This window comes from Lacticaseibacillus parakribbianus, assembly GCF_025490915.1.
GTDB lineage: Bacteria > Bacillota > Bacilli > Lactobacillales > Lactobacillaceae > Lacticaseibacillus > Lacticaseibacillus parakribbianus.
Genome location: NZ_JANQBA010000002.1, coordinates 83,263 through 95,767 on the forward strand (window position 1 = coordinate 83,263; position 12,505 = coordinate 95,767).

The 12,505-nt window shown below is 62.4% G+C and carries 11 protein-coding genes; 3 read left to right on the forward strand and 8 right to left on the reverse strand.

What is annotated here, in order from left to right; translation table 11 throughout:
- Window positions 1–450 precede the first annotated feature (450 nt).
- The 3 genes from NUH19_RS02455 to NUH19_RS02465 form a co-directional block, all read right to left on the reverse strand.
- Complete coding sequence (locus NUH19_RS02455; RefSeq protein ID WP_262314979.1) at window positions 451–699, reverse strand: type B 50S ribosomal protein L31; 249 nt, start codon at window positions 697–699, stop codon at window positions 451–453.
- 239 nt (window positions 700–938) lie between these two features.
- On the reverse strand, window positions 939–2,201 hold the full coding sequence (locus tag NUH19_RS02460; RefSeq protein WP_262314980.1) for a UDP-N-acetylglucosamine 1-carboxyvinyltransferase: 1,263 nt from the start codon (window positions 2,199–2,201) through the stop codon (window positions 939–941).
- A gap of 272 nt (window positions 2,202–2,473) precedes the next feature.
- The gene (locus NUH19_RS02465; protein ID WP_262314981.1) at window positions 2,474–3,466 is read right to left on the reverse strand and encodes an aldo/keto reductase; all 993 of its coding nucleotides are present in this window, start codon (window positions 3,464–3,466) and stop codon (window positions 2,474–2,476) included.
- Window positions 3,467–3,536: 70 nt separating this feature from the next.
- Here NUH19_RS02465 and NUH19_RS02470 point away from each other — a divergent pair, with 70 nt between their 5' ends.
- Window positions 3,537–3,977 (forward strand): MerR family transcriptional regulator, encoded by a 441-nt coding sequence (locus NUH19_RS02470; RefSeq protein ID WP_262314982.1) that lies wholly within the window; start codon window positions 3,537–3,539, stop codon window positions 3,975–3,977.
- Window positions 3,978–4,114: 137 nt separating this feature from the next.
- On the opposite strand, the gene NUH19_RS02475 is transcribed toward NUH19_RS02470, so the two are convergent.
- The 3 genes from NUH19_RS02475 to NUH19_RS02485 all read right to left on the reverse strand — a co-directional run bounded on the left by NUH19_RS02475 (window position 4,115) and on the right by NUH19_RS02485 (window position 7,247).
- Window positions 4,115–5,716: a CTP synthase gene (locus NUH19_RS02475; protein ID WP_262314983.1), complete on the reverse strand. Its 1,602-nt coding sequence runs from the start codon at window positions 5,714–5,716 to the stop codon at window positions 4,115–4,117.
- A 402-nt stretch (window positions 5,717–6,118) separates the two neighbouring features.
- Complete coding sequence (gene rpoE, locus NUH19_RS02480; protein ID WP_276580120.1) at window positions 6,119–6,757, reverse strand: DNA-directed RNA polymerase subunit delta; 639 nt, start codon at window positions 6,755–6,757, stop codon at window positions 6,119–6,121.
- A 43-nt stretch (window positions 6,758–6,800) separates the two neighbouring features.
- Complete coding sequence (locus NUH19_RS02485) at window positions 6,801–7,247, reverse strand: YwiB family protein (RefSeq protein WP_262314985.1); 447 nt, start codon at window positions 7,245–7,247, stop codon at window positions 6,801–6,803.
- A 119-nt stretch (window positions 7,248–7,366) separates the two neighbouring features.
- On the opposite strand from NUH19_RS02485, the gene NUH19_RS02490 reads away from it, so the two are divergent.
- On the forward strand, window positions 7,367–8,707 hold the full coding sequence (locus NUH19_RS02490; protein WP_262314986.1) for an HD domain-containing protein: 1,341 nt from the start codon (window positions 7,367–7,369) through the stop codon (window positions 8,705–8,707).
- On the opposite strand, the gene NUH19_RS02495 is transcribed toward NUH19_RS02490, so the two are convergent.
- Window positions 8,682–9,143, reverse strand: coding sequence for an NUDIX hydrolase (locus NUH19_RS02495; RefSeq protein WP_262314987.1), 462 nt, complete (start codon window positions 9,141–9,143; stop codon window positions 8,682–8,684). The genes NUH19_RS02490 and NUH19_RS02495 overlap by 26 nt on opposite strands.
- 139 nt (window positions 9,144–9,282) lie before the next feature.
- Between NUH19_RS02495 and NUH19_RS02500 the strand changes: the two genes are divergently transcribed.
- The gene (locus NUH19_RS02500; protein ID WP_262314988.1) at window positions 9,283–10,335 is read left to right on the forward strand and encodes a YdcF family protein; all 1,053 of its coding nucleotides are present in this window, start codon (window positions 9,283–9,285) and stop codon (window positions 10,333–10,335) included.
- A gap of 70 nt (window positions 10,336–10,405) precedes the next feature.
- Here the strand turns inward: NUH19_RS02500 and NUH19_RS02505 are convergent, their stop codons facing one another.
- A complete protein-coding gene (locus tag NUH19_RS02505; protein ID WP_262314989.1) occupies window positions 10,406–12,505 on the reverse strand; it encodes a transglutaminase-like domain-containing protein in 2,100 nt (699 codons plus the stop codon).

Consider the following 12,505-nt stretch of genomic DNA (forward strand, 5'->3'; position numbering starts at 1 on the left):
TTGGTATCGCTTGCACCGCGCCGGTTGGGCTTGGCTCACCCGCGTCAGCGCCTCGGTGCCGCGCGAGGCGGCGCCGTCGCGGCGGTTGGCACCGTTTTGCGCGTCCACCTAGAAGCGACCGTGCCAATCCGCCACGACGCCGTGAGCGCACGCCAGATTCTTGGCCGTGGCCAGCGCCAGGCATGGCCCCACCGTCAGACGCCTGGCTGCAGGCGTCGTACCGCCTTCACCCAGCCGATTGTAGCTTGTCGTCAGGTGTTCCGCTTCGGCCGCATGGCGACGCCTGCGAGCCCTCAGTCTCACGCTTTGGGCCCGAGAACACGTCCGGTTCTGACTTGCGCGGCCACGATCCTCTGAGGTGGCACGGGGCGGGTCGCGACGACCGGCCCTTTTTCGGGGCACAAAAAAGACGCGCGGCCAAAGGCGTCGCGCGTCTGTTTAATTGCAGGTTTACTTGCTGGTAAGACCGTACTTCTTGTTGAAGCGATCAACACGACCGTCAGCCTTGCTGAACTTCTGCTTACCGGTGTAGAACGGGTGGGAATCGGACGTGATTTCCACACGAATCAACGGGTAGGTTTCGCCTTCGAATTCGACGGTTTCGTTCGAGCTCTTGGTCGAGCCGGAAACGAACTTGAACCCGGTTGCGGAGTCCATGAATACGACCTGGTGGTAATCTGGGTGGATGCCTTGCTTCATAGTAATCTTCTCCTTTGCCCTAAGCCATTGCCTGACCTAGAGATATTCGTGTCACAACCTTAGCAGTTTATCATAGCCGGCCGCCAAAAGCAACCGCTCGCCGGCAAATCCGGTGCGGTGGCCAACCCTGCAGTCCGGACCCCGAATCAAGCTCGCCGCCCAGACCGCGTCGCGGGTACAACAAACGCGGTGAGCCGCACTCGCGGCCCCCTCACAGTCGGCGCATTCGGCGCAAGCCCTCACTCGTTGACCAACGCGACGTCGGCCCCGAGGCCCTGCAGCTTCATGATCACGCGGTCGTAGCCGCGCAGAATGTTTTCGGCCTTGGTGATGACGGTTTCGCCCTCCGCCATCAAAGCCGCGGTCATCAAACACGCCCCGGCGCGAATCTCCTCGGCCGCGACCTCGGTGCCTTGCAGCCGGTCGGCGTGGTGAAGCAAGATCACGTCGTTTTCCACCGTGATGTCGGCGCCCATGCGAATCAGCTCGGGAATGTGCCGCACCCGCTTGGGGTAGATAGTGTCGACGATGATGCCCTCGCCATGCGCCTTGAGCAACAGCGGCGTGATCGGCTGCTGCAGGTCGGTGGCAAAGCCCGGGTAAGGCATGGTTTTGATCTGCACCATGCGCAGGTCACCGGACGGGTAGACGAAAATGCTGTCCTCGCCGACGTCCATGGTCACACCCATTTCCTCGAGCTTGGCCAAAAAGGCGTCGAGGTGTTCGGAGATGATGTTTTGAACCTTCACCCCGTCCCCCACGGCCGCCGCCATGGCGAGGTAGGTACCGGCCTCGATGCGGTCGGGAATGATGGTGTGGGCGTTGTGGGCGGCCAGCTGGTCGACGCCTTCGATGCGGATGACATCGGTGCCGGCGCCGCGAATCTCAGCGCCCATGTTGTTCAGGTAGGTCGCCAGGTCGATGATTTCGGGTTCCTTGGCCGCGTTTTCAATCACCGTGCGGCCATGCGCCGTCACCGCGGCGAGAATCACGTTGATGGTCGCGCCGACGGACACCATGTCCAGGAAAATCCGGGCGCCGTGCAGCCCCTCCTTGGGGGCGCGAATCGCGATGGCGCCGTGCTCGTTGGCCACCTTGGCGCCGAGGGCTTCAAAGCCCTTGATGTGCTGGTCGATCGGCCGCGGCCCGATGTCGTCGCCGCCGGGCAGGCCGACGATCGCCTGGCCGAAGCGGCCGAGCATCGCGCCCATGAAGTAGTACGAGGCCCGAAGCGACTTGATCTTGCCGTTGGGCAGCGGCACGTTTTGAATCTCGGTTGGGTCAATCTTCAGGACACAGTCGGCGAATTCGGATTTCACGTTCATCTCGTCGAGAATCGCCATCAGGTTGTCCACATCCTGAATGTGGGGGACGGAGTCAAGGGTCACCGGGGTGCGTGACAAAATCGCGGCGGGGATGAGCGCAACGGTGCTGTTCTTGGCCCCGCCGATCACGACCGTGCCGGAGAGCTTCTTGCCGCCGCGGATCAGCATTTTTTTCATTTGAATTATTCCTCACTTACAGACGTTCACAGGTATGGCCGCGCCACTAAGACAGGCGCAACGGTTGATTCGTTCACTGATGGGAGAGTCGTGCAAAAAAACACACGTTCATCGTTTTATTTTAATGAACTTCTGTACAAAACACAAGGCCGATCCCGGATTACCGGTAATTCTGAGAAAACCCTCACGAAGCGGCCGACCGCGGATTCGGCCGCTTCGTGAGGGTCAGCAAAGCCCCGGCGAATGGCTTCGCCGGGGCTTTGAACGCGCTGTTATTTTTGGGCCAAAACCCGATCGATGGCCGCCAGTTCGTCCGTCGTAAAGTGCGGCTGATCCAGCGCCTTAAGGTTGGCCTCAAGCTGGCTGACCCGTGAGGCCCCGATCAAGACACTGGCGACGGTCGGCTGCTGCAAGATCCAGGCCAGCGCCATCGCGGCCAGGCTCTGGCCGCGGTCGGCCGCAATCCGGTTGAGGGCCCGGACGGTACCCAGCGTTTTTTCGACGTTGTCCGGGTGCAGGAACGGGCTGGAGCTGCGAGCGGCGCGGGAGTCGGCCGGAATGCCGTTCAGGTAGCGGTCGGTCAACAGCCCCTGCGCCAGCGGGCTGAAGGTGATTGCCCCCAGCTGTTCCTTGGCGAGCTCTTGGAACAGCCCGTCTTCCGGACCACGGGTGAACATGTTGTAGCAGACCTGGTGGATGATGATCGGCGTGCCCAGCCGGCGAAAGATTGGTACGATCGCCGCGGTTTGCTCGGCCGAGTAGTTGGAGATGCCGATGTACAGGGCCTTGCCCTGCCGCACCAGCTGATCCAGCGCCTGGGCGGTTTCCTCAAACGGGGTGTCCGGATCCGGCCGGTGGCTGTAGAAAATGTCCACGTAGTCCAGTCCCAACCGGCGCAGGCTCTGGTCGCAAGACGCGATGATGCTCTTCTTGGAGCCCCACTCCCCGTACGGGCCCGGCCACATGTAGTAACCGGCCTTGGTGGAGATCACCATTTCGTCGCGGTAGGCCGCAAACTCCTGGTGAAAAATCCGCCCGAAGTTTTCCTCGGCCGAGCCGGCGGTTGGGCCGTAGTTGTTGGCCAGGTCGAAGTGCGTGATGCCGTGGTCAAAGGCGGCCGCGAGCACCGCCTTTTGGTTGGCCAAGGGGTCGACGGAGCCGAAGTTGTGCCACAGCCCCAAAGACAGCGCAGACAGGCGCAGACCGGAGCGGCCGACGCGGTTGTAAGTCATGTTCTGGTACCGATTCTCATCTGCAAGATACATTTTGATCACCTCTGGGCTTAGTGTACAACTTGAAGTACACTTGAAGTAAAGCGATTTCTCGGAGGCAATTATGACCTATACCATCACCCAGCTCAGCCGGCTGTTCAACCTGCCGGCGTCGACTTTGCGGTACTACGAGCAAGTCGGCCTGCTGACGCACGTCCAGCGCCGCGGCAGCCGCCGCCTCTACAACGACGGTCACTTCAACCGACTCAAGTCGATCTGCTGCTTCAAGCAGGCCGGCATGACCATCACTCAGCTGCAGACCTACTTTGACCTGGCCGACACGCCCGGCACCGAGCCGGCAATTGTCGCGCTTTTGACTCAGCAAGAGCGCGAACTTGCGGCCAAGCAGCAGGCCCTGGCGGAATCTTTGGCCCACCTGCACCGCAAGCTGGCCTTCCACCGCGCCTGCGCGGCCGCCGCGGCCGCCGGCACCCCGGCGCCTTGCTGGGACCACTTCCGCAATTGCCCGCAAGCGGAGATCGAGGCCGCCCTCAAGGAGGCGTAGGCGAACCCACCCCCGATAAGCGCGTCGGCCGGCATCACCACTTGCGCCGAGTCGCTCACCGCCAAGTACCTGTGAGCCAGCCGCACGCACGCAAAGGGGTACCCGCAAAACGCGGGTACCCCTTTGCTGTGTCTAAGTTAGTTGAAGTCGCCGGCGGCCTTGATGAAGGCCTTGAACAGGCCTTCCGGACGGGTCGGCCGCGACTGGAATTCCGGGTGGTACTGAGAGGCAACGAAGAACTTGTTGGCCGGCAGCTCGATCACTTCCATCAGGCGGTTATCAGGCGACACGCCGGAGAAGACCAGGCCCTTGTCCTCCAAGGCCTTGCGGTACTTGGTGTTGAACTCGTAGCGGTGACGGTGACGCTTTTGCACCTCCGGCACGTTGTCGTAGGCCGCAGCGGCCACGGTGCCCGGCTGCAAAACGCATGGGTACAGGCCCAGGCGCAGCGTGCCACCGAGGTTTTCGACGTTGACCTGGTCTGGCATCAGGTCGATGACCGGGTCTTCGATGTCCGGGGCCACCTCGGTGGAGCCGGCGTGCTTGATGCCGGCGACGTTGCGGGCGAACTCGATGGACGCCATCTGCATCCCCAGGCAGATGCCCAAGAACGGCACGTCGTTCTCACGCGCGTAGCGAATCGCGGCGATTTTGCCTTCCAAGCCGCGGTCGCCGAAGCCCCCGGGCACCAGGATGCCATCGGCGTCGCCCAGCAACTCCTTGACGTTGTCATCGGTCACGTCCTCGGCCTGGAAGGTGACCAGGTCGATGTCAGAATCCCAGAAGTAGCCGGCCGACTTCAGCGCCTCGGCGACGGAGATATAGGCGTCCTTGAGGGCGACGTACTTGCCGACCAGGGCGATTTTGACGGAGTGGTGCAGGTTTTGCACCTTGTGAACCAAGGCGGTCCACTCGGTCATGTCGGCCGCCGGCACATCTAGGCCGAAGTGCTCGATCACGCGCTGGTCCATGCCCTGGGCTTGCATCGCCAAGGGAATCTCGTACAGCGTCTTGGCGTCGCGGGATTCGATGATCGAGTCCTGACGCACGTCGGTGAACAGCGCGATCTTCTCCTTCATGCCTTCCGTGACCGGCTTTTCGGTCCGCAGAATCAGCATGTTCGGCTGGATGCCAATGTTGCGCAGCTCCTTGACCGAGTGCTGGGTCGGCTTGGTCTTCATCTCGCCGGCGGCCCGCAGGTAAGGCACCAGGGTGGCGTGGATGTAGTAGGTGTTTTCGGCCCCCACGTCGTTTTTCATCTGGCGAATCGCCTCGAGGAACGGCTGGGATTCGATGTCCCCGACCGTGCCGCCGATTTCGGTTATGATGATGTCGGAGTCGGTCGTCGTGGCCGCCCGCATGATCTTCTCCTTGAGCATGTTGGTGATGTGTGGAATCACCTGAACGGTCGCGCCGAGGTACTCACCCTTGCGTTCCTTGTCCAGCACCTCGGAGTAGATCTTGCCCGTGGTGACGTTGCTGTACTTGTTCAGGTTAATATCGATGAAGCGTTCGTAATGGCCAAGGTCCAGGTCCGTTTCGGCACCATCGTCGGTTACGAAGACTTCCCCGTGCTGGTACGGGTTCATCGTGCCGGGATCCACGTTGATGTACGGATCAAATTTTTGAATCGTTACCTTCAAGCCCCGGTTTTTGAGCAATCGACCCAGGCTTGCCGCCACGATCCCTTTGCCAAGTGAAGACACGACCCCACCGGTAACAAAAATATACTTGGTCATGAGAAAACTCCTTTGTGTGATTTTGACGGGTAAAAACAAAAACAAGCTCCCTATTCAACCGAACAGGGAGCTTGCAACCGTTTTGGCTCTGCAAGAGCAGAGCGCCCAAAAAGTATAGTAACGAAAATAACACCAGGCGTCAAGGGCTTTGTGAAAGTCGCGCGTGAAACCCGCGGCTGGCGCGGTTTCAGCGGCCTGGCCGGCGCCCATTTCGGCGTAAAATGACTCAGGCCAGGCGCTTAGCCATCATCGCCGCCTGCCTCAAGGTGGTGTTGCGATTGCGACGCGACGCCAGCGGGTAGAAGGGCTCCCGTAGCATTTTGGCGTAAAAGGCCCGGGCGTAGTGGACCTTGGCCGGCGCGGTGAGACCAAAAAACCGGCCGCAGCCGGTTTCGTCAACACTTAGTCTTTGTCTGAATCGGCGTCATCGGACGTGAAGTCGTCGCCGTCTTCATCCGCGTCGTCGGCCTCGTCATCGTCATCGCCGAACTCGGCCAGCTGCCCTTCGATGCCATCCGGCAGATCGTCGGCCGCATCGTCGGTTTCGTCGCTGTCGTCGGCATCCACGGCGGCGTCGAAGTCGTCCGGCTCATCGCCGTCGGCCTCGGTGTCGTCAGCCTCGTCATCGTCGTCGTCGAAGTCGTCGTCTTCCGGATCGTCGTCGTTGTAGTCGATGACATCGTCGTCGTCGGCCACATCGGCCAGGAACGCGTTGACCTTCTTGCGTTTCTTGCGGCGTGGGGCGTCGTCGTCTTCTTCGGGGTGGTTGACCTCTTCGTCGACGGATTCGTACGGGTACCACTCGCGCAGGCCCCAGACGTTATCGCCCAAGGAGATGAAGCTGCCATCGACGTTCAAGTCGGTGTAAAATTGCGGCAAGCGATCGCGAACTTCCTCGTCGCTCTTGCCCAAGTAGGTCTGGATCTCATTCACAATGTCCACGAAAGGCATGGTGTCGCCCTTCTCCTCGAGGATGGCGCGTGCCACCTCGATCATGGACAGTTCAGCTTTGTTCGCATCGGCAAATACGTCTAGTTTCAACCGGTACACGCCCTTTCCACAGTCTATTTAAGATATTACGCGCTCAGGCGGTAAATTGCAAATGCAGCCGGTAATTTCCAAGGTGTTCGCCGTTGCCGAACAGCTGGTACTCGATGTACACCTCGCCGGCCAATGGGTCCTCGGTCATCCGCACGTCCAGCCGCGGCGTGACCGTTTCGACCGGAATGTCGCCGTACGGAGTGCGGTAACGGGTCAAGATGCGCCGGTCGTTGGCAAAATGAAGGCGCAGGTTGGTCTCCGCGTCGCTTGCGCCGCGCGACAGCTGCACGGAGCCGTCGGTTCGCAGCTTGAGCGTCACCGGGTAGTCCGTGCCGGCCGTCGGGTCCACCTCGCGGTACCGGATGTACAGCGTCCCGCCCATGGCCACCAAGGTGCCGGGCTCGTCAAAAACGTGTTTTTCAGTCTCGCCGTCCTGCTCCACGAAGGTTTCCAGGTGCAGCGTAATCGCGATGCCATGTGTCAAATCCATGCACTCACCGTCCCTTTCTGCCAGCCATTATACCAAAATTCACAAGCGCGTGTCATGACCGGCCTTTTCCTTTATAATGAAGGTGATACACACGGGCCTTGGCCCAGTCAGGAGAAATCATGCCGATTCAGTACTTACCGCGCGAAAAAGTGTTTCGTGATCCAGTTCATAATTACATCCACGTCCGGCACCAGGTGATCTTGGATCTGATCAACACCCCGGAGTTTCAGCGCCTGCGCCGCATCAAGCAGCTCGGCGTGGCGGCGGAGGTCTTCCAAGGCGCCGAGCACACCCGCTTCACCCACAGCCTCGGGGTCTACGAGATCACCCGCCAGATCTGCGACAACTTCGCGGCCAACTACCCGACCCAAACCGCCGGCGACGGTCTGTGGGACGACGCCGAGCGGCTGGTGGCGCTTTGCGCGGCGCTGTTGCACGACATCGGCCACGGCGCTTACTCGCACACCTTCGAGCACATTTTCAACACCGACCACGAGGCGATCACCCGCCAGATTGTGACCGACCCCAGCACCAACGTCTGCCGCATCCTGCGGCAGGTGGCGCCGGGCTTTCCGGAGAAAGTGGCCAGCGTGATCGCCCACACCTACCCGAACCCGCAGGTCGTGCAGATGATCTCAAGCCAAATCGACGCCGACCGCATGGATTACCTGCTGCGCGACGCTTACAACACCGGCACCAAGTACGGCGAGTTCGACCTCACCCGCATCCTGCGGGTGATGCGGCCTTACGCCGGCGGCATCGGCTTTGACGCCAACGGGATGCACGCGGTGGAGGATTACATCGTCAGCCGTTTTCAGATGTACCAGCAGATCTACTTTCACCCGGTGTCCCGCGGGATGGAGATGATTCTGACCCACCTGCTGCAACGGGCCAAGGTGCTGTATGAGGCCGGCAAGTTCGACGCCAGCTTCGCCCCGCGGCTGTTGATCCCGTTTTTCAAGCGGGACTTCACGCTGCAAGACTACCTGCGCCTGGACGACGGGGTGCTCAACACCTACTTCAGCTACTGGCTGGACTACCCCGATCCGGTGCTGGCCGACCTGGCCGACCGCTTCTTGAGCCGGCGGCCGCTGAAGTCGGTGACCTTCACCGAAGCCACCGCCGGCCTGCTGCCAAAGCTGCGCGACCTGGTGCAGCAGGCCGGGTTTGACCCCACCTACTACACCGCCGAAAACGACAGCTTCGACCTGCCATACGATCAATACGACCCAAGCGCCGCCAATCCGAAGACCCAAATCGAGATCATCCAGGCCGACGGCACCCTCGAGGAGCTGTCGACGCTGTCGCGGCTGGTCGCCGCCTTGTCTGGTCAGGCCGTCGGCGACAAGCGCTTCTACTTCCCCAAGGTGATGCTAGACACCGATGCCGAGGCGGCCAACGCCAAGGTCTACCGCACCTTTCAGCAGTACCTGCTCAACGGGGCGCTGATCCGGCCGTGAGGCGCAGCCACTGGGCCACGGCCCAGCGGTGCGTCGGCCGCTTCAGCTGGGCCGCCGCCAGCTCGACGGGCATCAGCATCAGCGTGTTGAAATCCTCAAGCGGCGCCTGCACCCGCCGAATGTCTTGGGCCGCGTAGAAGGTGGCCGGGTGGTAGTACGCGGTTTGGCGGTGGTGCGAGTAGAAGTACTCACTGGCCCGGCCCAAAAGCGCACCTTGCGTCACCGCCACGCCGAACTCCTCGAGCAGCTCCCGCGCCAACGTCTGCGCGTCGCTTTCTTGCCCCTCGACCTCGCCGCCGGGCAGAAACAGCGCGTGGTTAGGCGCCTCCAGAATCAACAGGCGCTTGCCGGTGTCATCGGGGATCACCCCGTACACGCCGATGCGCGTCTTGTAGGTCAAAGTCGGATCCTTGGTGCCGAATACTGGATCATGCATGTGTACACCTTTCCGAGACAACGCCGGACCGCCGCGCAACGCGGCGAAGGCGCCCGGGCGATTGTCCCCTGTTTTTTAACCACTGGATTGGTCTCATTATAACCCCACGGAAATTTAATCACCACAAGGAAGTGTCGCCATGGCCGTCGTGCCTTACCTGTTAATCCCCGTCGCCTTGTTCGGGGCCCTGTTTTTCACCAGCTTCTTCAAGGAGCCGCGGCGCCTGCTCAACGGCCTGCTGTTCAACCTGTTTGGCATCACCGTTTTGACCGCGGCCGCCGGGGCGATTCTCGCCTCCAACAACCGGCTGCTGATCGCGGTGTTCGCCACCCTCTTCGTCATCGCCCTGTTGGTGATCGGCGTCTTGTTCGCCTTGCACTTGGTCTGGCTGCTGTGGAACGCCCGGGTGGTGTGGCGGCGCGAAGGCCACTCGCTGGGCAACATGCTGACGCTTCTGATCGCCATCGGCCTGCTGCTGCTCGAAATCGCCGCCAGCATCGGCCGTGGCTGGCTGCCCGACCCGGTCTACAACGGTCTGGCCGTGTTCTTCAGCCTGGGCATCGGCTACGAGCTGGTCGCCTTGTACAACTTCTTGACCGCGCTTGTGTTGTACAACCTCTACCGCCCCCGCCGTGACAAGGACTACCTGATCGTGCTGGGCTCCGGCCTGATTGGCGGCGACCGCGTCTCGCCGCTGTTGGCCGCTCGCATCAACGCCGGGCTCAAGTTCTACCGCAAGCAGTTGCAAAAAACCGGCAAGCACGCGACGCTGGTCTTCTCGGGCGGCCAAGGCCCGGACGAAAAGCTGCCGGAAGGGCTAGCCATGCAGCGCTTCGCCCTGGCCGCCGGGATTCCCGAAGCCGACACGCTGGTCGAAGGTGCCTCCAAAACCACCTACCAAAACATGCTGTTCTCCAAACGCCTGATTGAGAGCCGCACCGCCGGCCAGCCTTACAAGGCCGCCTTTTTCACCAACAACTACCACCTGCTCCGGGCCGGCATCTTCGCCCGGGCCGCCGGGCTGGCCGCCAACGGGGTCGGCGCCGCCACGTCGTTTTACTTCCTGCCCAACGCCGTGATTCGCGAATACCTGGCCTTCGTGGTGATCCACAAGCGCCGCCACATCGTCATCCTCGGCCTGATCGCCGCCTTTGGCCTCGCCGTGGCGCTGCAACAGGCGTTTTTGCCCTAACAATCCGCCAGTCAAAACACCGGTCACGCTCACCCGCTTCGGACGAACGTGACCGGTGTTTTTGGCTGGCCTAAAGGCGGCGGCTCAGCCAGGGCAGGCCGTGGCTAACGCGCCTGAACGCGGTGAGCGGCAGCGCCTGGTGGTGGCCGAAGACGCTGGCCTCGTAGGCGGCGGTCAGGGTCGCGAAGGCGCCGTCAAGCGACAGCCGGGCCTCGATGGCCGCGGCGTAGGCCACCAGGTTTTGGCCGCTCGGCCGCCGCCGCACCCCGCCCAGCGCGTACAGCAGCAGCCGGTAGCGCCGCGGGAAGTTCTGCGGCGTCAGGTACACCGCGGCAAGCCGGGCCACCAGCTTGCGGCGCAGCAGCCAGGCCAGCAGCGCCAAGGCGGCCGCGATCACCGCCAGGGCCCACCGCCACAAGCTGTGCCCTTCGGCTTCTTGGGTCTGCTGCACGGTCGCGCTGCTTTGGCTGGCCGCCTGCAACGCGCTTTTGCCGCTGGCCGAGCTTTGGGTGCTGGCGCTTGCGCTGGCGCTGCTCGAGCTGGCGCTGGTCTGAAGCGTCAGCGGGGTTGCCGCGCTGCTGCCAAACCCCGGCGTCGGCTCGAAGTCGATCCAGCCGTACTTGGGACCGAAGTACACCTCCGGCCAGGAATGGGCGTTGGCGTTGGTGATCGCGTAGGTATCGTTGCCCATGGCGGTGCCTTGGTTGAAGCCCTTGGCCCACCGCGCCGGCACCCCTAGCGTTCGCAGCATCACCACCATGGCGCTTGAGAAGTTATCGCAGTAGCCGACCTTGCTGGTGAAGAGAAAATGATCAACGTAATCGCGACCCTTGGGCGTTTTGGGCGTGTCGACCTTCGAGTAGGTGAAGCGCGGATCCGTCTTCAGGAACTGCTCGATGGCCACCGCCCGGTCGTAATCGTTGGTCGCATCGGCCGTGACGCGCGTCGCCAGCTGCTTGATGCGAGCCGGCAGCTTCTCTGGCAGCTGCACCGTGCGGCCCTCCGTCGCGCGGTCGCCGACCTGCCTGAGGGCAGCCGCGTCGCGCTTTTTGGGTTTCACCCGCAGGCTCAGCTTCTTGATGCCACCGCTTTGGCCGCGGAACAGCCGGGCAAAATCCGCGGCGTAAAACAGGTCGTTGAACGACCCCGGCGACACCGCCGTGATGCTGACATCACCGTTGGGCAGCCCGAAGTAGTCGACCGGCGTCTTGGCGGTGATGGTGACCGCCTGGCTAGCGGCGTAGGCCGCGGCCTTGGCGTCTTTGATACCGGTCAGGGTGCCGTTGTCAAGGGTCAGCGTCTGCACCTGATCGCGGCTCAAGGGTCCCTCCTGCCAGCCGCGGCCGCTGTAGTCGGTTTTGACCGTGACCCGCAGGTACAGCGGGGTCTTGGTCGCCACCGTGAACACCGGCGTGGTGTCGTCGTACACCGGGCCGCCCAGCGTCGTGTCATTGTCGCTGTACCCGGTTCGCGGCGTGTCTTCGGTCATGGCCAGCAAGACATCGTACAGGCCGGACGCGTTGACCCAGTTGCGAACCGGCACCGTGGCGGTGTCCAAAACACTTGACCCATGCGCCACACCCAGCACCGCGACCCCGGCGATCAAGGCCGCGACCGCCCCGCGACCGAGGCCGCCTCGCCAAGACCCGGCGTTGATCAGGCAGGCAATCGCCATCACCTGCAGGCTCTCGGCCACCAGCGCGTTGCCGTTAATGGCATGCACCATCAGCAAGTACCACAGCACCAAAAGCAGGGCCAGGTAAGGATGCGCGTACCGCACCCCGAGCACTGCTAGGGCCAAGGCGAATAGCAGGCCGAGCAACGCGGCCAGAAGCGTCGCCACGTTCACTCCGCCACGGGTGACGAACCCCTGCCAGGCCTGGGCTAGCTCGCGCCCAAGCGTCCAGAGGTTGCGATTGTTTTTGGCCATGTCGGGCAGCAAGGCACACCAGCTGCCCAGGCTTGCCCCCACCAAGGCCAGCACCCACAGGACCCGCCAGCGCGGCCAGCGGCGCCAGCCGGCGGCCAGAACCACCGCGGCAACGCCGACGCCGCGCAGCACCCAAGGGTGGTCCAGGGCGTTGACGGCCAAAAACGGGGTGAGCATGACCTGAATCAGCCAGAGCATCAGGGCCGCTCGCCACCAATCACCCAGCTTGCGTTGTCTCAT

What these genes read in the sequence shown, in the direction of transcription:
- NUH19_RS02455 (WP_262314979.1), bottom strand. Translation starts at nt 699, where the DNA reads ATGAAGCAAGGCATCCACCCAGATTACCACCAGGTCGTATTCATGGAC.
- NUH19_RS02460 (WP_262314980.1), bottom strand. Translation starts at nt 2,201, where the DNA reads ATGAAAAAAATGCTGATCCGCGGCGGCAAGAAGCTCTCCGGCACGGTC.
- NUH19_RS02465 (WP_262314981.1), bottom strand. Translation starts at nt 3,466, where the DNA reads ATGTATCTTGCAGATGAGAATCGGTACCAGAACATGACTTACAACCGC.
- NUH19_RS02470 (WP_262314982.1), top strand. Translation starts at nt 3,537, where the DNA reads ATGACCTATACCATCACCCAGCTCAGCCGGCTGTTCAACCTGCCGGCG.
- NUH19_RS02475 (WP_262314983.1), bottom strand. Translation starts at nt 5,716, where the DNA reads ATGACCAAGTATATTTTTGTTACCGGTGGGGTCGTGTCTTCACTTGGC.
- NUH19_RS02485 (WP_262314985.1), bottom strand. Translation starts at nt 7,247, where the DNA reads ATGGATTTGACACATGGCATCGCGATTACGCTGCACCTGGAAACCTTC.
- NUH19_RS02490 (WP_262314986.1), top strand. Translation starts at nt 7,367, where the DNA reads ATGCCGATTCAGTACTTACCGCGCGAAAAAGTGTTTCGTGATCCAGTT.
- NUH19_RS02495 (WP_262314987.1), bottom strand. Translation starts at nt 9,143, where the DNA reads ATGCATGATCCAGTATTCGGCACCAAGGATCCGACTTTGACCTACAAG.
- NUH19_RS02500 (WP_262314988.1), top strand. Translation starts at nt 9,283, where the DNA reads ATGGCCGTCGTGCCTTACCTGTTAATCCCCGTCGCCTTGTTCGGGGCC.
- NUH19_RS02505 (WP_262314989.1), bottom strand. Translation starts at nt 12,505, where the DNA reads ATGAGACAACGCAAGCTGGGTGATTGGTGGCGAGCGGCCCTGATGCTC.